At 52.8% G+C, this 22461-nt stretch carries 21 protein-coding genes; 19 read left to right on the top strand and 2 right to left on the bottom strand.

The genetic code is table 11. The features are described from left to right. Positions 1 to 24: 24 nt before the first annotated feature. The 3 genes from CPH17_RS11645 (at position 25) to dtd (ending at position 2080) form a co-directional block, all read left to right on the top strand. Complete coding sequence (locus tag CPH17_RS11645; protein ID WP_074394755.1) at positions 25 to 867, top strand: universal stress protein; 843 nt, start codon at positions 25 to 27, stop codon at positions 865 to 867. A gap of 154 nt (positions 868 to 1021) precedes the next feature. Then, complete coding sequence (locus CPH17_RS11640; RefSeq protein WP_096299617.1) at positions 1022 to 1591, top strand: chalcone isomerase family protein; 570 nt, start codon at positions 1022 to 1024, stop codon at positions 1589 to 1591. 51 nt (positions 1592 to 1642) lie between these two features. Further along, the gene (dtd, locus tag CPH17_RS11635) at positions 1643 to 2080 is read left to right on the top strand and encodes a D-aminoacyl-tRNA deacylase (protein ID WP_074398357.1); all 438 of its coding nucleotides are present in this window, start codon (positions 1643 to 1645) and stop codon (positions 2078 to 2080) included. Here dtd and CPH17_RS11630 read toward each other — a convergent pair. Beyond that, positions 2077 to 4035 carry an ABC-F family ATP-binding cassette domain-containing protein gene (locus CPH17_RS11630; RefSeq protein WP_074394757.1) on the bottom strand — a complete coding sequence of 653 codons (1959 nt, stop codon included), beginning with the start codon at positions 4033 to 4035 and terminating at the stop codon, positions 2077 to 2079. The two genes, dtd and CPH17_RS11630, sit on opposite strands and share 4 nt — an antisense overlap. 29 nt (positions 4036 to 4064) lie before the next feature. On the opposite strand from CPH17_RS11630, the gene CPH17_RS11625 reads away from it, so the two are divergent. The 7 genes from CPH17_RS11625 to CPH17_RS11595 all read left to right on the top strand — a co-directional run bounded on the left by CPH17_RS11625 (position 4065) and on the right by CPH17_RS11595 (position 10317). Beyond that, positions 4065 to 4652 carry a TIGR02444 family protein gene (locus CPH17_RS11625; protein WP_074394758.1) on the top strand — a complete coding sequence of 196 codons (588 nt, stop codon included), beginning with the start codon at positions 4065 to 4067 and terminating at the stop codon, positions 4650 to 4652. A 171-nt stretch (positions 4653 to 4823) separates the two neighbouring features. Continuing rightward, positions 4824 to 5846 (top strand): TRAP transporter substrate-binding protein, encoded by a 1023-nt coding sequence (locus CPH17_RS11620; protein WP_074394759.1) that lies wholly within the window; start codon positions 4824 to 4826, stop codon positions 5844 to 5846. A gap of 253 nt (positions 5847 to 6099) precedes the next feature. Beyond that, on the top strand, positions 6100 to 6678 hold the full coding sequence (locus CPH17_RS11615) for a TRAP transporter small permease (protein ID WP_074394760.1): 579 nt from the start codon (positions 6100 to 6102) through the stop codon (positions 6676 to 6678). Positions 6679 to 6705: 27 nt separating this feature from the next. Further along, positions 6706 to 7989, top strand: coding sequence for a TRAP transporter large permease (locus tag CPH17_RS11610; RefSeq protein ID WP_074394761.1), 1284 nt, complete (start codon positions 6706 to 6708; stop codon positions 7987 to 7989). 21 nt (positions 7990 to 8010) lie between these two features. Then, complete coding sequence (locus CPH17_RS11605; protein WP_074394762.1) at positions 8011 to 8454, top strand: universal stress protein; 444 nt, start codon at positions 8011 to 8013, stop codon at positions 8452 to 8454. 126 nt (positions 8455 to 8580) lie between these two features. Then, positions 8581 to 9261, top strand: a complete 681-nt coding sequence (locus tag CPH17_RS11600) for an FKBP-type peptidyl-prolyl cis-trans isomerase (protein WP_074394763.1) — start codon at positions 8581 to 8583, stop codon at positions 9259 to 9261. Between the two features lie 72 nt (positions 9262 to 9333). Continuing rightward, positions 9334 to 10317 (top strand): alpha/beta fold hydrolase, encoded by a 984-nt coding sequence (locus tag CPH17_RS11595; protein ID WP_231896485.1) that lies wholly within the window; start codon positions 9334 to 9336, stop codon positions 10315 to 10317. Here the strand turns inward: CPH17_RS11595 and CPH17_RS11590 are convergent. Beyond that, on the bottom strand, positions 10314 to 10904 hold the full coding sequence (locus CPH17_RS11590) for an SCO family protein (protein WP_074394765.1): 591 nt from the start codon (positions 10902 to 10904) through the stop codon (positions 10314 to 10316). The genes CPH17_RS11595 and CPH17_RS11590 overlap by 4 nt on opposite strands. 116 nt (positions 10905 to 11020) lie before the next feature. On the opposite strand from CPH17_RS11590, the gene CPH17_RS11585 reads away from it, so the two are divergent. The 9 genes from CPH17_RS11585 to CPH17_RS11545 all read left to right on the top strand — a co-directional run bounded on the left by CPH17_RS11585 (position 11021) and on the right by CPH17_RS11545 (position 22303). Continuing rightward, positions 11021 to 11938, top strand: a complete 918-nt coding sequence (locus CPH17_RS11585) for an AEC family transporter (protein ID WP_074394766.1) — start codon at positions 11021 to 11023, stop codon at positions 11936 to 11938. Positions 11939 to 12322: 384 nt separating this feature from the next. Further along, positions 12323 to 13234 (top strand): ectoine hydroxylase, encoded by a 912-nt coding sequence (gene thpD, locus CPH17_RS11580; protein ID WP_074394767.1) that lies wholly within the window; start codon positions 12323 to 12325, stop codon positions 13232 to 13234. A 535-nt stretch (positions 13235 to 13769) separates the two neighbouring features. Continuing rightward, positions 13770 to 14681 (top strand): 5-dehydro-4-deoxyglucarate dehydratase, encoded by a 912-nt coding sequence (gene kdgD / locus CPH17_RS11575; protein ID WP_096299614.1) that lies wholly within the window; start codon positions 13770 to 13772, stop codon positions 14679 to 14681. A 59-nt stretch (positions 14682 to 14740) separates the two neighbouring features. After that, on the top strand, positions 14741 to 15790 hold the full coding sequence (locus CPH17_RS11570; RefSeq protein ID WP_096299612.1) for an ABC transporter substrate-binding protein: 1050 nt from the start codon (positions 14741 to 14743) through the stop codon (positions 15788 to 15790). Positions 15791 to 15898: 108 nt separating this feature from the next. Next, a complete protein-coding gene (locus CPH17_RS11565) occupies positions 15899 to 16342 on the top strand; it encodes a tripartite tricarboxylate transporter TctB family protein (RefSeq protein WP_074394770.1) in 444 nt (147 codons plus the stop codon). A gap of 16 nt (positions 16343 to 16358) precedes the next feature. Then, positions 16359 to 17867 (top strand): tripartite tricarboxylate transporter permease, encoded by a 1509-nt coding sequence (locus CPH17_RS11560; RefSeq protein ID WP_074394771.1) that lies wholly within the window; start codon positions 16359 to 16361, stop codon positions 17865 to 17867. 24 nt (positions 17868 to 17891) lie between these two features. After that, complete coding sequence (gene garD / locus CPH17_RS11555; RefSeq protein ID WP_096299610.1) at positions 17892 to 19457, top strand: galactarate dehydratase; 1566 nt, start codon at positions 17892 to 17894, stop codon at positions 19455 to 19457. A gap of 52 nt (positions 19458 to 19509) precedes the next feature. Beyond that, positions 19510 to 20835 (top strand): enolase C-terminal domain-like protein, encoded by a 1326-nt coding sequence (locus tag CPH17_RS11550; protein ID WP_096299607.1) that lies wholly within the window; start codon positions 19510 to 19512, stop codon positions 20833 to 20835. 124 nt (positions 20836 to 20959) lie between these two features. Next, positions 20960 to 22303 carry an enolase C-terminal domain-like protein gene (locus tag CPH17_RS11545; protein ID WP_172898696.1) on the top strand — a complete coding sequence of 448 codons (1344 nt, stop codon included), beginning with the start codon at positions 20960 to 20962 and terminating at the stop codon, positions 22301 to 22303. Positions 22304 to 22461 lie beyond the last annotated feature (158 nt).

Here is a 22461-nt window from a genome sequence, read left to right as displayed (position 1 = left end):
TTGCTCGGCCGAGGAGCGTTTGCGATGACCCGTACCGTGCTGTTTGCCACTGACCTCTCCGCCGATAATCGTGCCGCCTTTGCTAGGGCGTTGCGCTTGGCTTATGCCGACGGTGCTCAACTCGATATTATCCACGTGCTTGACCCCTATTTACCTCGACGCGTGTTTCACGATGTTGAAGCAGCGGTGGTGGATGATATCGCCGCAACCCTCAAAGATATTCGCGAAGATTACGCGCTTGAAGAACCCAAAACGCTGATCCAGACCGTTGCCGGAGCGCCGTACGTCGAGATCATTCGCGAAGCCCACGAGCGTCAAGCAGATCTGGTGGTCGTGGGCATGCACCGCAAACGTGGCCAGAAAGACCTGCTCGCGGGGGCCACGTCGATGCGCATTATCCGCAGCGCCCCCTGCCCTGTGGTGGTTGCTTCGCAGCCGCCAACCCAGCCCTGGCGTTCGATACTGGTGCCGGTCGATTTTTCCCTGACCGCTCGTCATAGCCTGCGCGAGGCCTTGCAACGTTTTCCTGACGCCTCCTTAACGCTTTTGCATGCATGGAGCTTACCGGGAGAGCGCGAACTTGGCTCGCATCCTTACTATGCCCAATGGCGCGATCATGAGGTGGCGCGACTGCGCGAACGGCTCGCCCAGGAAGTCGACAGCTTGATGAACGAACTGGCGGGCGTGCCTGACGTTGAATTAGTGCTGGAGCATGGCCCACCGTGCGATGTCTTGAGTGCATATATCAAGCGTCACACCCCTGACCTGGTGGTGATCGGTAGCCGAGACCAACCGCATCATGCGAGCCAATTGACCGATATGCTGTTAAGTGAGCCTCACTGTGACGTAATGCTGTGCAGAGCATAGCTATACGGAACTTTTATTTAATTAATGTGTAGTATAGGTACCGTATTGTAATATCAAGAGGTGCCTGGCTATGCCTTCACTAAGCAATGTTTTTATAACTAATGCTTTTATAAGCAGGGTTTTTATAAGCATAGTTTTTATAAGCAATAGTTTGATGCGGCGAATGTCTCGCGTCGCGGTTTGGCTGGTCGGCGGTCTGTTGTTGCTCGGCTCCCCTATGCTCTGGGCGCAAACGGTGAGCGAAGAGGGTGAACGCTTCGAGCGAACCGTGGAAGAAAACGGCCAGCGCTATGAGCTCATCGGTAGTGGTGTTTTCACCTACATGATCTGGACCGCCTATGCCGGGGCGTATTACCAAGCAGAGGGGGAAACGGATCCACAGCCGCAAAGCGACATTCCCCGCCGTCTGGAATTGGCCTATTTCCACGGCATCGAAGCTGAAGAGTTTGCCGACGCCACCACAGAAACATTGCAAGATACGCTTAGCGGCAGCGACTATAGCGCGCTAGAACGTGATCTTGAGGCCTTCAACGACAGCTATCGCGATGTTAGCCCCGGTGATCGCTATGTGCTGAGCTGGGATGGTGACGATTTGCGGCTAGTGCTCAATGGCGAAACGTTGTTTGAAGGCGGCGATGCCGACTTGGCCAATGCTATGTTTGGCATCTGGCTAGGCGAAGAACCGCTTGGGGAAGACTTCCGCGACGCATTGTTAGGTCGGTAATCACGCGCCCGCAAGCACGTTATACTGATGTTTTTGCGAGAGTGGCATAGCGTGAAAGCACTGATTCAGCGGGTAACGCGGGCAAGCGTCGAGGTTGAGGGCGCCACGGTTGGCGCCATCGACCATGGGCTGCTGGCACTGGTGGGGGTCGAAAAGGGCGATAGCGAAGCGGCGGCTGACAAACTACTGCACAAGCTGCTTCACTACCGTGTATTCAACGATGCCGACGGTAAGATGAACCATAACCTTCAGCAGGCCGGTGGGGGATTGCTGCTGGTATCGCAGTTCACCCTGGCCGCTGAGACGCATAAAGGGTTGCGGCCCGGTTTTTCAAGCGCCGCGCCCCCCGCGGAAGGCGAGCGGCTATTTAATTATCTGGTGACGCAGTCACATAACGCCTGGCAATACGTGGCCACCGGCGAATTTGGTGCCAATATGCAGGTCTCGCTGGTTAACGATGGGCCGGTAACGTTTTTATTGGAAAGCTAGCCTTCTTCACTGGTCAGCAGCTCGGCTTCCATTGCCTCTAAGGCTTCTTCTGCGGCCAGCCATTCGGCTTCGGCATCGTTGAGGCGCGTTTTGATATCGGCTTGGCGGGCCAGGATGTCGGTTAGTTCCGCTTTACGCGCTGCATCGGTATACAGCGCAGGGTCGGCCAGCGTTTCTTCTAACGTCACCAGCGCCGCTTGTTCGCGCTCCATCGCCTTTTCTGCCTGGTCGCGCGCTTTTTTCAAGGGGCGCAGCTTTTCGCGTAGCCCGGCGGCGGCCTTACGCGCTGCCTTACGTGCTTCGCGGTTATCGCCGCTTGGCTGCTGACCTTGGCGCTCGCTTTTTTCGCTACGATTATCGCGGCGGCTTTCTTCCAGGCGGGCCTTTAACCAGGCCCGATAATCGTCCAGATCGCCGTCAAAGGGTTCAACACGGTGGTCGGCTACCCGCCAGAATTCATCTACCGTAGCGCGCAACAGGTGGCGGTCGTGGGATACCAAAATCACGGTGCCCTCAAAACTGGCCAGCGCCTGGGTGAGCGCCTCACGCATTTCCAAATCCAGGTGGTTGGTGGGTTCGTCCAACAACAACAGGTTGGGCTTTTGCCATGCCACCAAAGCCAACGCCAGGCGTGCCTTCTCACCGCCTGAAAAAGTGGCGACCGAGCCAAAGGCATCGTCGCCTTTAAAACCAAAGCCCCCCAGAAAATTGCGAATATCCTGGTCGCTGGCAGTAGGCGAAAGCCGCTGTACATGCACAAACGGCGTAGTCGAGACGTCTAGCCCTTCCAACTGATGCTGAGCAAAATAGCCAATGGCCAGATGCTCGCCAGGTACGCGTTTGCCCTCCAGCAGTTCGAGCTCGCCGGTAAGCGATTTGATCAGCGTTGATTTACCCGCGCCGTTGGGGCCTAAAAGACCGATTCGGCTACCCGGTAACAGGGTGATGTTGACCTTTTCCAATTGGGCGACATCGCCTGCGTCGCCGCTATAGCCCAGTGTGGCTTGGTCGAGTACCAACAGCGGGTGCGAGGTTTTATCAGCCGCAGGCAGGGTAAAATGAAAGGGCGAGTCAACGTGGGCGACGGCAATATCTTCCATGCGCTCGAGCATTTTGACGCGGCTTTGTGCCTGTTTTGCCTTGGTCGCTTGAGCACGAAAGCGTGCGATAAAACGCTCTATTTCCTCGCGCCGAGCCTGCTGCTTGGCGGCTTCGGCCTGCTGAAGCGCGAGTTTTTCGCCACGGGTGCGTTCAAAGCGCGAGTAGTTGCCGCGGTACAGCTCTAGCGTTTGATGATGCATATGGACGATGTGGTTACACACGGCATCCAGGAAATCACGGTCGTGGGAAATCAACAGTAGCGTGCCGGGATATCGGGTAAGCCACTGCTCCAGCCACAGCAGTGCATCCAGGTCCAAGTGGTTGGTGGGCTCATCCAGTAGCAGCAGGTCGGAGGGCATAAACAGCGTGCGGGCCAGGTTGACGCGCATCCGCCAGCCGCCAGAAAATGCCGACAGCGGGCGACTGAGATCGGTTTGTACAAAGCCTAGCCCGACCAGCAATTGCGCAGCGCGCGACGCCGCGCGATAACCATCGAGGGTTTCAATCAAGCCGTGTAGTTCGGCTTCGCGGTGGGCTTCACCCGCTTCTCTGGCGGCCAGTAAGTCAGCTTCAGCTTGGCGTAGCGCCAGGTCACCATCGAGGACATACTCGATAATCGGTCGATCCAACGCATCGACTTCCTGGGCCATGTGCGCGATACGTTGCCCGCCACTTAACTCAACGTCGCCCTGGTCAGGGCCGAGCTCGCCTAGCAGCAGTTTAAAGAGGCTCGATTTGCCTGCACCGTTAGCTCCGATAATCCCCGCTTTCACCCCATCGGGTAGGGTGAGGTCGGCGTTGTCGAGTAGCGTTTGCGTGCCGCGTTGCAGGGCGACTTGGCGCAGTGCGATCATGCGTTCTCCCGAAAAGGATGGGTCATACGATGTCAGAGTCTACTACGCTTGATTCTACCCGATTCGCAGCGTTACAGCAGATACCGCTGTGGGATTTTGCGTTAGCTTTTTATGCGCGTCCTGGGGTGGAGCAGGCGTGTTTGACGCTTCAGGATGAAGCCGCGGTGGATGTATGCGAGCTGTTGTTTCATGGCTGGCTTTTTGCCCATGGGCTGGATGCTATGCCTCAGCCTTTATCGGCGCTGCGCCGGGAACGCCAAGAATGGCAGGCTGGGGTTACCGACGTGTTGCGTACCTTGCGGCGCAATTTAAAGCATACCGACTCGCCTAGCGAGACCATTACAACCCTACGCGAACGGGTTAAACAGGCGGAGCTGCTCGCGGAACGTGAAAACCTTCAACGTTGGCAAACATGGGCCTGGGACGCTGATCAGCCTTTTATGCGTTTGAGAAATATGCCGAAGACGCCGCATGATACTGGGAGATGGCTGCAAAAACGCCTTTTATTGCCACACAATTTGGTATTGCGTGGTTTTGAGCCAAAAGCCGAACAGACCCTTCAGCGCGCCTTCAGTGTGCTAGGTCAGCAGCTTGACCCCTTACAGCGAGCGCGCTAGCCTAAAATTAACTGCTTTTGAATAACCGACTGTTATTCGGCCTTTAAGGCGTGAAATGCTACAGAGTGTTTGCGCCATTGCGAATAACAATAGCGCGTTGCCTAACGCGCCGATCAAAGCAGATTTCTGCGCACTCGTACAGCGCGCTTACCACTGCAAGGGGAACACCGCATGAAGGCAAGCAAATTAGTCACGACGGCGAGCATTGGCGCACTGTTAGTTGGTATGTCGGCCTCAGCTCAGGCAGAAAACTGGCGCTATGCCCACGAAGAATATGAAGGCGACGTACAAGACGTATTTGCCTACGCATTTAAAGATTACATTGAAGAAAACTCTGACCACACTGTTAAGGTTTACCGCTTTGGCGAGTTGGGTGAATCTGACGACATCATGGAGCAGACCCAAAACGGGATTCTTCAGTTCGTGAACCAGTCGCCCGGTTTTACCGGTTCACTGATTCCTGAAGCGCAAATCTTCTTTATTCCTTATCTGCTGCCCACCGATGAAGAAACCGTTTTAGAGTTCTTCGACGAGAGCAAAGCCATCAACGAGATGTTCCCAGAGCTTTATGCGGAGCAAGATCTCGAACTGCTCAAGATGTATCCAGAAGGTGAGATGGTGATCACCACCGATGAGAAGATCAGCTCGCCGGACGACCTGGATAACAAGAAAATCCGCACCATGACCAACCCGTTGCTGTCGGAAACCTACGAGGCCTTTGGCGCGTCGCCAACGCCGCTGCCTTGGGGTGAAGTCTACGGTGGCCTGGAAACTGGCGTGATTGACGGCCAGGAAAACCCGATTTTCTGGATTGAGTCTGGTGGTCTGTACGAAGTGTCTCCGCACCTGACCTTCACCGGCCACGGCTGGTTCACCACCGCCATGATGGCTAATCAGGAGTTCTACGACGGCTTGTCTGACGAAGACAAAGAGCTGGTTCAAGAGGCGTCCGCTGAAGCTTACGACCACACCATTGAGCACATCAAAGGTTTGGCCGACGAAGCACTGGAAAAAATCCAGGAAGATTCCGATGAAGTAACGGTAACTCGCTTGGACGAAGATCAGATCCAGGCTTTCCGTGACCGCGCGCCGCAGGTTGAAGAAGAGTTCCTGGATATGACCGGTGATCGCGGTAAAGAGCTGCTTGAGCAGTTTAAAGCCGATCTGGAGGCAGTATCCAGCGACGACGAATAAGTAGTCCTCGCTGAGAAAGCATTGTAGTTGAAGCACCTAGGGCGGCCAGCGGCCGCCCTTTTCATATAATAGATGGGAACATTAATTTGTTAGGGTGAATTAACCTTCGTCCATCTAGCGTTGAACCAGTAACGTCGGGTTACCGCTAGGCTAGACATATTAGTTTTGGGTGGCTCGACAACCCAGCGTTTAGATCGGTTTGGAAACGTGAAATCGGCAGTATTAAGGCTGCTGTGATTAAAGGAGTCCGGCCATGACCGAAGATGAGTCTGAAAAAAACTACCGCTCTGGGTTGCCAGGCATCCTTGGAATATTAGATACCACGATCAGCAAAATCGAGTCAGTAATTCTGGCGCTTGGCGTGTTATTGATGGCGCTGAATACCGTTACCAATGTGGTATCTCGCTTTGTGTTTGGTAACAGCATCATGTTCTCAGAGGAGCTCAACCGCATTCTGATTATCATGATCACCTTCGCGGGTATTGGCTATGCGGCGCGGCACGGGCGGCATATTCGCATGTCGGCGATCTACGATGCGCTACCCACCGGGGGGCGCAGGGTGTTAATGATAGCCATTGCCCTATTCACCTCGTTGGTGATGTTCTTTTTGTTGTATTACTCGGTGGTCTACATCCACGGTATGTACAGCAAAGGGCGCGTGCTGCCTTCCTTGGGGATGCCGATTTGGATTATTTACCTGTGGGTGCCTCTGGGTTTTTTCATTACCGGGGTCCAGTACCTGCTAACGGCAATCAAAAACATGACCTCCCGGGATGTATGGCTGTCTACCGGGGTGGTGGATGGCTACAAAGATACCGAAACGGAAGTCTGACGCAGGGCACAACTTAAGGAAATCGCAATGACGACAATAATGGTCTCTACGATGATTGTCCTGCTGTTGCTGGGCTTTCCAATGATGATCCCGTTGATCACCGCCTCGGCCATTGGCTTTTTCATGATGTTCGACGGGTTTGGCCAAATGGATACCTTGATTCAGCAGATGATGGCGGGTGTTCGTCCGGCCTCGCTGATCGCGGTGCCGATGTTCATTCTGGCGGCGGACATTATGACCCGCGGCCAGTCGGCCGGTCGCCTAATCGACATGGTGATGGCGTTTATCGGCCATGTAAAAGGTGGGTTGGCTGTTAGTACAGCGGCATCGTGTACGCTGTTTGGTGCTGTTTCAGGGTCAACCCAGGCCACCGTGGTGGCGGTAGGCTCGCCACTGCGCCCGCGCATGCTAAAAGCGGGGTATTCGGACTCGTTCACCCTGGCGCTGATTATCAACGCCAGCGATATCGCCTTTTTGATTCCGCCCAGCATCGGGATGATCATTTATGGGGTAATTTCGGGCACCTCCATCGGCGAGCTTTTCATTGCCGGTATTGGTCCCGGGTTGATGATCTTGCTGATGTTCTCCGCCTACAGCATGGTATATGCGACGGTGAAAAACGTACCCACCGAGCCAAAAGCCAGCTGGAGAGAGCGCGGCAAAGCCGTCCAGCAGGCACTGTGGCCGCTGGGCTTCCCGGTGATTATTGTGGGCGGTATTTACGGCGGTATTTTCAGCCCCACAGAAGCCGCTGCCGCCTGCGTGCTGTACGCCTTCTTTCTTGAGTTTTTGGTGTTCCGTTCGCTGAAAATGCACAACATCTACGCGATTGCAAAATCCACTGGCCTGATTACCGCCGTGGTATTTATCTTGGTAGCGGTGGGCAATAGCTTCTCGTGGATTATTTCGTTTGCGCAAATTCCTCAGACCATTCTTGAGGCAGTGGGCGTGAATGATGCAGGCCCCACCGGCGTCTTGATTGCTATCTGCGTGGCCTTCTTTGTGGCCTGTATGTTTGTCGACCCGATTGTGGTCATTTTGGTGTTAACGCCGATTTTCGCCCCGGCCGTTGAGGCCACTGGGCTCGACCCGGTACTGGTGGGTATCTTGATTACCCTGCAGGTAGCGATTGGCTCGGCAACGCCGCCCTTTGGCTGCGATATCTTCACCGCGATTGCCATCTTCAAGCGCCCTTATTGGGACGTGATCAAAGGCACCCCACCGTTTATCTTTATGCTGATTTTGGCGGCGGCGTTGCTGATTATGTTCCCGCAGATTGCACTGTTCCTGCGCGATGTGGCCTCTGGCTAACGGGCGGAAAGGAGAACGCCAATGTTTAACCGCATTTTAGTGCCGGTGGATGGCTCCAAGGGCGCCCTAAAGGCACTTGAAAAGGCCGTTGGCCTGCATATGTTAACCGGCGCGGAGCTGTACTTACTGTGTGTGTTCAAACACCACAGTTTACTTGAAGCGTCGCTTTCCATGGTGCGTCCCAACCAACTTGATATACCCGACGATGCGCTAAAAGAGTACGCCACAGAAATTGCTGTACATGCTAAATCCCATGCGATTGAAATCGGTGCTGACAGTGCCCGTGTACGCGCCTTTGTTAAAGGCGGTAGGCCATCGCGCACAATCGTTCGCTTTGCTCGCAAGCGTGAGTGTGATCTGATCGTCGTTGGTGCCCAAGGCACCAACGGCGATAAAAACCTGCTGTTGGGCAGTGTCTCCCAGCGGGTGGCAGGTGCGGCCCACTGCCCGACCATGGTGGTGTAACGGCGCTATTCGATAAATAGTTTGTGGCTAACACCCGTCACCTCGGCAGATGCAGCTTGGGTCGGCGGGTGTTATTCTTTTGAGAACCTCCCATTAAGGTGCCTTGCACCGCAAAAAAGGTGTTTTATGAAAGTAGCGATTTCGTCAACGGCGTTGATTAGTCTACTGCTGGTAGCTCCCTTAGCCGCTGCTGCACCGGAAACAGAAGAAGAGCGTTTAGCCTATAGCTTGGGCGTTACAATTGGCGAAAGCATGCAAGCCGATATCGAGGATCTGGATATCGATACCTTCACCGACGGCATGCGCGATGTGTTTGAAGGCAAGGATCTAGCGCTCGATGAAGCTCAAATGAGCGAAGCCATTATGGCCTTCCAAGAGCAGTCAATGGCGGCCCGCGAATCTGAAGCGGCTGAGGCAAGTGAAGCAAACCGTGAAGAAGGCGAAGCCTTTCTCGCCGAAAACGCCGAGCGCGACGACGTCACGGTGATGGACTCAGGGGTGCAATACGAAGTGCTTGAGTCTGGCGATGGCGAGTCTCCCGGCTCGGAAGATACGGTCGAGGTCAATTACGAAGGGACCCTGTTGGATGGCACGGTGTTTGATAGTTCCTTCGAACGGGGCGAATCAGTCAGCTTCCAGGTCAATCAAGTGATTGAGGGCTGGCAAGAAGCACTCCAGGAAATGAGCGTGGGGGATACCTGGATGCTGTATATTCCCGCTGACTTGGCCTATGGCGAAAGCGGCCAAGGGCCGATTGGCCCGAATGAAGTGCTGACCTTCCGCGTTGAACTTCTGGACGTTGAGTAATTTATGCCCTTGCCGTCGCGTCTAACCCCGCGTTGTTTAGCACGTGGGTTGCTGCTGCTCAGTAGCCCTCTAATGGCGACGGCTACCCAGGCAGCCCCCGAGGCTTTGGCCGCCTTAGGCGCTGGTAAAGACGCCGTCAGCGTGGTCGGGGTTTCGTCCGGCGGTTACATGGCCACCCAACTGGCGGTGGCCTTCCCGGAACGCTTCAGCGCGGTGGGTGTGTTGGCCGCAGGCCCTTGGGGCTGCGCGGAAGGGTCATTAAGCCGAGCGCTAAATACCTGTATGTCGACCGCAAGCGGCGTGCCGTCTCTGGATAGGCTTGAAAATCGCCGCCGCCGTTATGAATCGGCCCAGCAGGTCGGCCCGCGGGAAACGCTCAGTCAGCTAAGGGTTTTTTTGTGGCACGGTGAAGACGACGATGTCGTGGAGCCTGAGGTAGGTGATTTATTGGCGGCCCAGTGGGAGCGCTGGCTGGCCACTAGCGAGCAACTGCGCGTGGTCCGGCGCGATGATACAGGCCACGGCTGGCCGGTGCGCTTACGGGCCGAAATGCCGTCTCCCCAGTCCCTAGGCGACTGCCAGCAAGGTGGGGGCAGTTACTTACTTGCCTGCGATGACGATGTGGCCGGGGAGATGCTGAGCTTTCTGCACCCCGATCGTGACGCAGATAGAGAAGGCCAGGGAGAATTACGCGCCTTTGACCAATCTGAATTTGCCGTAAGCGGCATGGCCGATAGCGGGTTTGTTTACACGCCCGAAGGGTGTGAGCAGGGCGGCTGCGACGTCACGCTGGCGCTTCACGGCTGCCAAATGAACGACGATGCGTTTGTGCGCCATAGCGGGCTCAACGACTGGGCGGCGACGCATCAGCAGATTGTGCTTTATCCCCAGGCAAAGAGCAGCATGATGAACCCTCAGGGTTGCTGGGACTGGTGGGGATACGCCGAGGGTGCCTCGCAATTAACTCCGCTGCACGATACGCGTGAAGGCGCCCAGGTTCAGGCGTTGATGGCTATGCTGGGTCGCTTGCAAACACCGTCTGACCGGCAGGATTAACCATCCAGTGCCTGCTCCAGCGCAGCGCTAAGTCCTTGGGGAGTCGGGGAATACAGCACGCGTTGTAAAACGTCGCCATCACGATTGACTAAGTAAAGCGACGAACTATGGTCGATGGTGTATTCGATGGCGGAATCGGGCGCCTCAACGCGCCGCGTGATGACCCCATAACGGGACATCACATCATCCAGTTCGGACTGGTTTCCCCTGGCCCCGATAAAGTCTTCACCGAAAAACGCCAGATACTCTTCGAGCCGTTCCAAGGTATCGCGTTCCGGGTCAACGGTGACCATGACAGGCACTACCTGTTCGCGTTGTGATGTCGAAAGCTCAGCCAGTGCCTGGCGTTTCACCGACTGCGTCATGGGGCATACGTCAGGGCAATATGTATAGCCGAACGACACCAGGGCAACTTGGTCGTCGGCAAGCTGGGAAAGCGAAAAATCGCCTTGGGTGGATGGTAGTTCAATCTCACCGCCGGGAGGTATGTCGCTTTGCGGAGATAGCGTGGCCTTGTAGAGTGCGACGCCACTCGCAACGACCAGTGCGGCGGCGCCGACACCAAGCCATAATTTTGGAAAGGCCATGGTATCTCCCTGCAGGCGGTGTACCAGCATCTGCTGGCGACTGGACAACTATTCTCATAGTAACAGTAAACCCGTGACTGTCACGGCGAGGTCGAACAAAAGGATAAGGTACTCCATTGGAAAGCATTAGCGGTGCCCTTGGCCCCTTGTTTCTATTGATATTACTGGGCGCGGCACTGGGCGTTAAACGCTGGCCCAGCGATACGTTCTGGCCGCATATAGAGCGGCTGATCTATTTTGTGCTGTTTCCTGCCATGCTGGTGGCGACGCTGGCAACAGCGGATGTAAGCCAAGTGCCCGTTACCCGCCTGGCCCTGGTACTGCTTGGCGCGATGGCCATATTTGGCGTATTGCTGTGGCGGTTGAGAACACAGCTGAAGTTGACGCCAGCGGCGTTTACGTCGGTGTTTCAAGGTGCCGTGCGATTCAATACATACGTAGGGGTGGCCGGGGCGGCGGCTTTGCACGGCAGCGCAGGCGCTACCACTGCCGCCGTTGCGGTGGCGCTGATGGTGCCGGTGGTCAACATCATGTGCGTGGCCAGCTTTGTGGCCGCAGGTACGCTGGGTAACACCAGCCTCGGCAAAAGCATTATGGCGCTGATCAAAAACCCTTTGATTCTGGCGTGTTTACTGGGCATTGCGCTGAATCTTTCAGGCATAGGGCTTCCGGGTTGGAGCCACGCTACCGTCGACCTATTAGGCCGCGCTGCTTTGCCGCTTGGTCTGGTCGCTGTCGGCGTGGCGTTGCGCCCGGCCGCGCTGCTGCGTGTTGACCGCGGTGTGCTGGCCACTAACAGTGTCAAGCTGATACTCATGCCGGCACTGGTGCTGGGGCTCTCTTGGCTAGTAGGTCTGGATACGGTGAGCCGTGATGTCGCGTTGCTGTTTGCCGCGCTGCCTACCGCTACGTCGGCGTATATTTTGGCCCGCCAACTGGGCGGCGATGCTGAATTGATGGCGGCGATTATTACCGGTCAAACGCTGTTGGCGATGCTGACGCTGCCCGTTTGGCTTCAACTGGCGAGCGGATGAAAAACTAAATAAAAAATATTCGTATTTGTGTTGACGCGGTAAATGAGAACGATTACATTGTGGTTGTGGCGTTTGATGAGACGCCACAGACCACGACAGAAAGCGACAGTTTCCTGTCATGGTTTCTCCCTCTCATTGCTAGTCACGGTCTTTTGCCGCTCCTTTGGAGCGGCTTTCTTTTTTCTAATCTCTGTTAGTGCCTCTCTTCTTATGCTGCCTCTTTGGCTACTTATCTTCGCTTAGCAGCTGATTTTAAACGCATGCATAGCTGAAACGTTTCTAACGCGGATAGGGCGTCATTGCTGAGGCGTGTTTTGGCGTCTACGTTTTAAAAGTGGCGCCTGAACGCGCTTTCTGACATGCATACTAACGGAGGAGTTTGCCATGAATGATACCCAAGATCTTTTCCCCACTCGCTTGGAACGAAAGTTGGGAATGTTTGAGCGCATCGACCCAGTGGTATATGGCGATGAGTCTCAGCTTGCGAATGGCCCATTGGACAGGTCGCAAATTGATGAGTATGAGAGAAAAGGCTTCCTCTCATTTGAAGGGTTTTATGATGCTGACGATATGCAGGCTTTTCTTCAAGAGCTACGTGAGTATGAAGACGATGCTGATCTGAAGCTCTCCGAAGGGACTATTCTTGAACCAGGGCGTGAAGAGATACGCACGGTGTTCGGTATCCATCAAGTATCAAAACGCTTCCAGCGCCTGACTCGAGATCCAAAGTTGCTGGCGATCGTTAAGCAATTGCTGGGCAGTGATGTCTATATCCATCAGTCACGGATCAACTATAAGCCAGGGTTCAAAGGTAAGGGGTTTGAGTGGCATTCGGACTTTGAAACATGGCATAGCGAAGACGGCATGCCGCGTATGCGTGCGCTAAGTTGTTCAATCGTCCTCACTGACAACGGCGAGTTTAACGGTCCGCTGATGCTGATTCCCGGCTCGCACCGGTACTTTGTTCCCTGTGTGGGACGAACGCCGGAAAATAACTACAAAGAGTCGCTGAAAAGCCAAGAGGTAGGGGTGCCGCCCGCGAGCAGCCTTCGCGAGATAATGCTTGAAAACGATATTGAAGCACCCAAAGGCCCAGCAGGGTCTCTGGTAATTTTCGAAAGCAATACCATGCACGGCTCCAATATCAACATGTCCTGCTGGCCAAGAAGTAACCTGTTCTTTGTCTACAATAGTGTTGAAAATACACTTCACGACCCTTACTGCGGTAACCGGCCTCGCCCAGAATTTCTGGCCAACCGCACCGAGTGGGAGCCCCTTGAGCCCCTTCAGGAGTAACCTCTTGTACATTGCCGTATTGAGCGCAAAACCTGACGGTGGCAATTGCTGACTTGCGCCAATACGGCACTTCGCGAGATTTTCGAGATTTTGAACCGCCTTCTGGACGTTGATCAAAAAATGACGCGCCTAGGATACGCACTTACAGGCCCCCTGATGCAGCAGGGGGTCGCGAATGCTAGATGTTTACCTTCCCTTCATGATTTTCTAATAAATAACGTTAGCTCCAAGGTATGAGCAAAAAATACCCCGAAACCGCCCACACTCCCTTAGCAGAGTGCGGCGCTGACTATAAACGCCTAAGTCGCTGTTAATGGTTGAATTGCGTGATATGAGGCTGCATAAGCGTCGCGCTTAGCCTATGGGAGAGGTGGTTAAACTTTGGTTGTATTTTGCGATGGCCGACTTGCTTAACCCGACGGGGGCGATTAGTTTTTAACTTGTATGATGTATGACAACTAAGAGGTTGTCACGATTTTAAGCCTCGCGAATGGGTGTTGGCACACTTCTACGAGGGAAGCATGAGGATGGTGGCGTGAAGTTTTCCAAACAAGACGTAATACAAGCGATCGGTGATGGCCTACTCTCGTTCCCGATCACCGACTTCGACGATAACGGCCAGTTCGATGAAGCCAGCTACCGCGAGCGGCTTGCCTGGTTTATTAACCACGACATTTCAGCGGTATTCGTGGCCGGCGGCACCGGTGAGTTTTTTAACCTATCGCTGGAAGAATACCGCCAGGTGGTACGTGCAGCTGTCGATGTGGTCGATGGCAAGCTCCCGGTGATTGCCAGCGCGGGGTTAAGCGTGGCCTCGGGAAAAGCCTTCGCCAGAGCCGCGGAAGAAGCCGGCGCCGACGGCATTCTGCTAATGCCGCCCTACTTAACCGAATGCCCACAGGAAGGCCTGGTGGCCTATGCAAAGCAAATTTGCGATGCCACACCGATCAACGTTATCTACTACAACCGGGGTAACGGCATCCTCAACGCGGCGTCTGTCCAGGCGTTGGCCGATGCCTGCCCGAACTTGATCGGTCTGAAAGACGGCAAGGGCGATATTCAAGCGCTGAATAAAATCATCAAGACTATGGGCGACCGTCTGACCTATATCGGTGGCGTGCCTACCGCCGAGATTTTCGCCGAAGCGTATCTGTCGATTGGCGTTAACACATACTCCTCGGCCGTCTTCAATTTTGTTCCCGATATGGCGGTGGCCTTCTATCGAGCCCTCCGTGCTGGGGACAGCCACATCGTTAAGCAAATTACCCAAGAGTTTTTTATTCCGTTTATCGATTTACGGGATCAAAAAGCGGGGTATGCCGTGAGCCTGGTTAAGGCGGGTGCCGAGATTATCGGTCGCCCGGCTGGCGAGGTACGCGCGCCATTGACGATGCCGTCTGCCGACGAGTGTCGGCAACTAAAGCAACTAATCGATAATACGAAGTAAAAATCCTTATCAAACCGCAAAGTGATAACAAATTAACAACGAGCGAATGAGGTGAAGTTATGATCGTATCCAAAAAAATGATGACAGGTGTAGGTTCGGTAGCGCTTATGGCGGCAATAAGCGCCAGCTCTGGTGCTGTCCTGGCCCAGGAGCTAAAAGGTAATGTCCGCGTTGTCATCGGCTCTACGTCGACCGGGGCAGACACCTATCAGAACTCCAGTTTCGTAGTGGACAAGCTAGCCGAGCATCTAGATATCAACATGAAGGTCGATGCGGTTGGGGCGAACGCGGCATTTCGCACTCTGGACCGAGATCCGCGCGGTAATACCCTGATGATCTTCCATGATTATGCCTATTTAGGCCACTTATACGGCGTGGAAGGCTTCAGCGATATCTTCGAGAAGTACGCCATTGGGCCTGCCGTATCTATTAACCCAGGCAATGCTTATCTGGTACCCAAGGACTCGCCCTACGAGAATCTGGAGGACATCATCGCTGCCGCAGGTGAAGGCGAGACAATACGTGTTGCGATCCAGCCGGGTGGCGTTTCCGAGATCGGTTTTAGCGCTTTGAAGAACGCTATCGCCATTGAGCATCCGGGGCAGGAAGATAATCTGGTCGCTGTGAACACAGGCTCCCAGTCGGACAAGAATCAGCAGCTGTTCGATGATCAAGTCGACGTTATTAATGGCTCCGTGCAAGCTAACGAGCAGTTCACTCGCTTGCCTGAAGATGATCAAAAGGCCATGCGTTTCGTTTGGTTGACGGCGAGTGAGGAAACCATAGAACAAGCGCCTGAAGATGGGCTGGGCGAAACATCGCGTGAACAGTTGTTGGAGTATGTTGAGCCTAACGTCAACGTCACCATGGGCGATGACGAAAGTTTCACTTTCGATAAGGAGTTCTTCTTCCTTTATAACAAAGACATGGACCCTGCTATCGTTGAGCAAATCGATGAGGCGCTGGCCGAGATCTACGATGAGGGCGAGATTCAGGAAACCCTGAAAGACAGTTTCTTCATCCCCAACTTCATGCCATCTGATGAAGCTGAAGCGCACTTTAAAGAGAAGGCAGAGCGTTACGCAAGTATCATCGAAAACATCAAATAAATCCTTTGGGCACTGGTGGCTTAGTTCTACCAGTGCCCTTTCATTCAGGTAGAACCGATAGAGAATAATACAGAGACAGGGTGTCTCCTGCTTATTTCCGGAGCGATTATGGAATCAGGTATATCAAGTCTGCTCAGCATCTCGGTCGATTTCGAGAACTCGCATTTGTTCTTCCCAACCATTATCAGTTGGATCATGGCCGTTTTGTTTGCCATTGTTCTAGTGGCAAAAGTAGCTCCTTTTCTAGTTGCTGTTAAGAGAGGAGAACGTTCTCTGCCTATTGTAGGTGAACCCATGGATGGATGGCGTTTTTTCGGCACGCTTGCGCTGATCGTCGCTTATTTCTATCTAATGGCTGTAGTGGGCAATCTATTCCCCTATACAGGGTATGGTTTTTTATTTGTTTCAATATTGTTCGTTCTTTTGATGTCTCTTATGTATATGCATAAGTGGACAAAGAAATCGCTCATTATTGTGGTCATTAATGCCGTTGTTGCACCTAGCTTAGTTTGGTTGATCCTTGCCAAGCTGTTTGCTATTACCCTGCCGTGATTAAAGCGAGTGCCCTATGGAATTCTTATCCTTATTTGACATAACTTTCTTTTTGCTGGCCGGGTTTGGCACGCTAGTCGGCATTATTTTTGGCGCAATTCCTGGTATGACCGCTACTATGGCGGTCGCCGTATGTTTGCCGCTAACCTATGCTCTAGGACTTCATAACGGTCTGGCTTTATTACTTGGTTTGTATGTGGGAGGCATCTCGGGTGGCATGGTGCCAGCGGTACTCATCAATATTCCCGGCACACCATCATCTATCACTACTACTTTCGATGGTTACCCGATGGCGCAAAAAGGGGAGGGAGAAAAGGCCCTGCGAATTTGTGTCATTGCTTCTGTTTTTGGTGGCCTGCTAAGTGCCGCAGTGCTTTTTCTCTTTGCGCCTTTATTGGCGGATTTTTCGATTAAGTTCTCCTATGTAGAGAAGTTCTTGATAATCCTGCTGGCACTGAGTGTCATCGCCTCGCTGTCAAACAGCATGCTGGTGGGCATTTTTAGTGGTGTGATTGGCATCTGGCTCAGCCTGATTGGTGACTACAGCACGACTGATGGTGGTAACGGCAAGACTCGCTTGATGTTTGACTTTATGGAGCCTTACCTCTTTGAAGGGTTTTCTCTGTTGCCCGTGCTGATAGGGATTTTCGGTATCTCCACAATTTTTTTAGAGGCTGAAAAGGGTGTTAAAAGTGAAGTGTCTGGAAAAAGCGTGAAGGTTAGTAAAGATTCTGGTTTTTCTTTATCAATCTTCAAAGGTAGCCTGACAAACCTTACCCGTTCTTCTTTTATAGGCACCTTTGTCGGCTTGTTGCCAGGCGTGGGTGGCAGCGCCGCCTCAGTGTTAGCGTATACCCAAGAGAAAAACTTGGCGCGTGACTCTTCTCAAATGGGTAAAGGGGCTCCCCAAGGTATTATTGCGTCAGAGTCAGCCAACAATGCGTTAACCGGCGGTGCACTGATTCCATTGTTATCGCTTGGGATTCCAGGTGACTCTACCACAGCGGTTCTAATTGGTGCTTTCACGTTGCAGGGTATTCAGGTAGGACCATTGTTCATTCCTGAAAATACTGAAACATGGTACGTCATGATGACGGCATTAGTGTTTGCCAATATCGTCATGTTTTTCCTGATGTTCTATGCCATCAAGCACATTGCCAAGGTCGTGCTGGTGCCCAAGCATATTCTCTTCCCCATTATTGTGATGATGTGTGTTGTGGGTGCTTACGCCATCAATTACGGCATTATGTTCGATGTCTGGACGCTGCTGATTTTTGGTGTAGTGGGGTACTTGATACAGAAGGTTGGATTGGAAGTGGCACCTTTGATCATTGGTTTTATCCTCGGTAGCCAAGCAGAGGTCTACTTTGTCAAAAGCCTTGAGTCGGCTGGCACATTTACCACCTTCTTCACTAAAAGCCCCATTGCCGTAGTGCTGTGGCTGCTTATTCTTGCCTCCGTGGTGTTCTCGCTCATGATGAGCCGGAAAAATCGCGCCAAGCATCAACATAACGCTGTGGGCTAGTACGAATATTAAACAGGAACGCTCATGACAAATGTTGAAAGCAAAATCATAAAAGTACACCCCGACGATAATGTCGCCATCGTGGTAGAGGCTGAAGGCATCGCAGAGGGCCAGGTGCTAGGCACCGGCGGCTTGGTTGCTAAAGGGCACATACCCCAAGGGCATAAGTTGGCGCTCACTGATATTGCGGATAATGCGCCTATTATTCGCTACGGTGAAATTATTGGTCATGCGCTTGCCGCTATTGCCAGAGGGGAGCACGTTGATGAATCCAAAGTGCGCCTACCCACAGCACCTGCTTTAGAAGAGTTGCCGCTGGCCACTCGCCCGGCCCCTGATGTTGAGCCCCTTGAAGGCTATACCTTTGAAGGGTTTCGCAACTCCGATGGCAGTGTGGGCACTAAGAACGTGCTTGGGATCACTACCAGCGTGCAGTGTGTAGCGGGCACTGTGGATTATGTGGTGGAACGCATAAAGCGTGAATTACTACCACGCTACCCCTATGTTGATGATGTCGTAGGGCTCAACCATAGCTATGGATGTGGCGTCGCTATCAACGCGCCTGCGGCGATTATCCCCATTCGCACGCTTAAGAACATTGCCCTAAACCCGAACTTTGGCAATGAAGTGATGGTGATCGGCTTGGGGTGCGAAAAACTCCAGCCTTCAACGTTGCTCGATGACCAGCCCGTCAAAATTTATCAAAACACAGAAGCGGCGGATCCTGATGCCAATGTACTGAGCCTTCAGGATGAGAGCTTTCAGGGTTTTGGTGAGATGGTCGACGGTATCCTGGCCATGGCTGAACGCCATCTGGAGCGTTTGAATCGCCGCCGTCGTGAAACCTGCCCCGCCTCTGAACTAAGCATCGGTATGCAGTGCGGTGGCAGTGATGCTTTTTCAGGGGTGACCGCCAACCCTGCAGTTGGCTTTGCGACCGACCTGATTGTGCGAGCCGGGGGCAGCGTTATGTTCTCGGAGGTCACCGAAGTACGTGATGCTATTCATCTGCTGACGCCTCGCGCGATTAACCAAGATGTCGGAAGGGCGCTTATTGAGCAGATGGCATGGTACGACGACTATTTGGCTCAAGGGCAAGCAGACCGCAGTGCTAATCCCTCGCCGGGCAATAAGCGCGGTGGACTCTCCAATGTGGTCGAAAAAGCGCTGGGCTCAATTATCAAATCAGGTAATTCCCCCATCGCAGATGTTATCGGGCCGGGTGAACGGCTGAGGCGCAAAGGGCTTACGTTTGCCGCCACCCCCGCCAGTGACTTCATTTGTGGAACGTTGCAACTGGCTGCCGGGATGAACTTGCAAGTGTTTACCACTGGTCGTGGTACACCTTATGGGTTGTCCATGGTGCCGGTGCTCAAGGTTTCCACCAATTCTCGGCTAGGCCAGCGCTGGCACGACATTATTGATCTGGATGCTGGGCGTATTGCGACGGGCGAGGCCAGCATCGAAGAGGTGGGTTGGGAGCTGTTCCACCTGATCCTCGATGTGGCGAGCGGGCGTAAGCAGGCTGCTGCCGACCGGCTGGGTATTCATAACGACTTGGTTCTATTCAATCCGGCGCCTGTGACCTGAAATTAATCGGTATGCCATCAGGTGGTCTCAATTATTTACGAGGTAAAAGCTGATGTTTCCTTCTATTAAGAAAATGCGTGTGGTGCCGGTAGCGGGTTATGACGGTTTCCTATTGAACTTGAGTGGTGGGCATGCGCCCTGGTTTATTCGCTGTGTGGTCATACTAGAGGATGATGCCGGTAATCAGGGGGTTGGCGAAATCCCTTCAAGTGCTGGCATTCTTAAGGGGCTCGAGCAATGCCGGTCCCTTATACAAGGCTCTAAAGTTAGTGATATTAAGCAGACGCTAAATAAAGCGCGCTTACTGTTAGCCAAAAATGGGCGAGAAGAGCGAGGCCGCCAGACATTTGATTTACGCGTTGCCGTACATGTCATTACGGGCCTTGAGGCGGCGTTATTTGATCTGTTTGGACAAACGTTGCAGATGCCTGTTGCCGATTTACTTGGTCAATATGGCCGTCAACGCGATGAGGTTGAAGCGTTGGGCTATTTATTCCTGCTCGGTGATCCAGCAAAAACCGATTTGCCTTATCCCAAAACGAGTACCCCGAAAGACGCCTGGGACGAAGTGCGCTATCAGGAAGCGTTAACCCCGGATGCAGTCGCAAACCTAGCTAAAGCGGCTTACGAACGCTACGGCTTCAAGGACTTTAAGCTCAAAGGCGGTGTGTTGCGTGGCGAAGAAGAGGCCGATTGTATCCGCGCTTTGCATGATGCCTTCCCTGAGGCGCGCTTGACCCTTGATCCAAACGGCGCCTGGACGCTTGACGAGGCGGTCAGGGTACTAGACCCCATCAAGCACTTGCTTAGTTATGCTGAGGATCCTTGCGGCCAAGAAGAAAGCTACTCGGGCCGAGAAACCATGGCCGAGTTTAAAAAGCGTACCGGGCTGCCCACCGCGACCAATATGATTGCGACTGATTTTAAGCAATTGCAGTATGCCGTTCAGCTCAATGCCGTGGATATCCCGCTCGCCGACTGTCATTTCTGGACCATGCAGGGAGCCGTATCGGTAGGTGAGCTTTGCAATGAGTGGGGGATGACCTGGGGGTCACATAGCAACAATCACTTCGATATTTCGCTGGCCATGATGACCCATGTGGCAGCCGCCTGCCCGGGGGAAATCACCGCTATTGATACCCACTGGATTTGGCAAGATGGCCAACGTATTACCAAGGAGCCGTTCCAGATACGTGACGGGAAAATACAGGTGCCTTCAACGCCAGGCCTTGGCGTTGAGCTGGATGAGGACAAGTTGATGGAAGCCCATCGACTCTATCAAAGCCTCGACGTTACCCAGCGCAACGATGCCGCGGCCATGCAGTTCTTAATTCCAGGGTGGGAGTTCAATCCCAAAAAGCCTGCGCTTGTTCGCTAAACATTAATAATCGGTTGCATCCACACCTTTTAAAAATTAGTGGAACATGCGAATAGTTACTAGTCTTTGCCATTATAGGCGAATGATATATTAAATATTATTAGATATACTGAGGTTAAGCTTCATGGCTATTAGTACTCATACTCCTGCGATTGTTGAGTATCAAGTTATTCCAGTTGCTGGTCGTGACAGTATGCTGCTCAATATTGGTGGTGCGCATGCCCCTTTTTTTACTCGCAACATTCTTGTTCTTAAAGATAGTTCAGGGAATCTGGGTGTTGGCGAAGCGCCTGGTGGGGAAACTATTCTGCACTCGCTTGAAAAAGCCAAACCTTTTATTGAAGGGCAATCAATCGGAAAGCTGCGCTCGATAGTGGCTTCTGTTAGTAAGCAAGGTCAAATGGCTGATTTTGAGGATTTTGGTAAGGGAGCGTGGACGTTTGAGTTAAGAGTAAATGCAGTTGCTGCCCTTGAAGCGGCTTTACTCGATCTTATGGGTAAGCACCTTGGTGTACCGGTGGCTGAGTTACTTGGGGAAGGTAAACAGCGTAACAGAGTTGATGTGTTAGGTTACTTATTCTTTATCGGTGATGGAAACGCTACTCCACTAGATTTTCGGCAATGTAGAACATCGAAGGGCCACGAATGGTATCGGATGCGGGATAAAAAGGCGCTTACATCATCAAGTATTGTCGAGCTTGCTCAGGCCGCACAAGATAGATATGGTTTTCGTGACTTTAAACTTAAAGGCGGGGTGCTGGCCGGAGAAGACGAGATTGAAGCAGTTACTTCTCTTTCAAAAGCCTTTCCAAATGCTCGCACCACGATTGACCCAAATGGTGCATGGTATCTTGAAGAAGCAATACAATTATGTCGTGGTATGAAGGATGTTTTGGCTTATGTAGAAGACCCTTGTGGTGCAGAACAGGGATTCTCGGGGAGGGAGATATTATCGGAATTTCGTCAGGCCACAGGTATACCGATAGCTACTAACATGGTGGCAACCAACTGGCGGGAAATGGCGCATGCTTTAATGCTGCGATCAATAGATATTCCACTCGCGGATCCTCATTTTTGGACATTATCCGGTGCCGTTCGTGTATCGCAGCTCTGTGCCAATCACGGCATGGTGTGGGGGGCGCACTCTAACAATCACTTTGATATTTCGTTGGCAATGTTTGCTCATGTTGGGGCTGCTGCAGTAGGAGAAATTACGGCGCTTGATACACATTGGATTTGGCAAGAGGGAGATGTCCAATTAACCAAAAAGCCACTTGAAATTATCAATGGCAGCATTGAAGTTGTTGATGAGCCTGGCTTGGGGGTTGAAATTGATATGGAAGCTGTCATGCAGGCTAATAAGCTTTATCGTTCGTTATCTAGCGGGGCGAGAGATGACTCAAAGACAATGCAATACTTGATTAATAATTGGTCTTTCGATGCCAAAAAACCCGCGCTTGTCCGCTAAACATTAATATTCAGTCGTATCCACACCTTAGTAACCTCCGGTTATAGAGACCGGGGGTGTCACCATACTAATTTTATTATCAGATAGTTATCTCTTGCTCTGCGGTTTTTTAAGCAATTCGCGTGGTTAAACTTTGGTCGTGTTTTACCCATCGCGAC

Origin of the sequence: Halomonas sp. hl-4 (assembly GCF_900215475.1) — a bacterium.
Classification (GTDB): Bacteria; Pseudomonadota; Gammaproteobacteria; order Pseudomonadales; family Halomonadaceae; genus Vreelandella.
The sequence above is the reverse complement of the archived record's forward strand: the minus strand, read 5'-3'. Positions and strand labels throughout refer to the sequence as shown.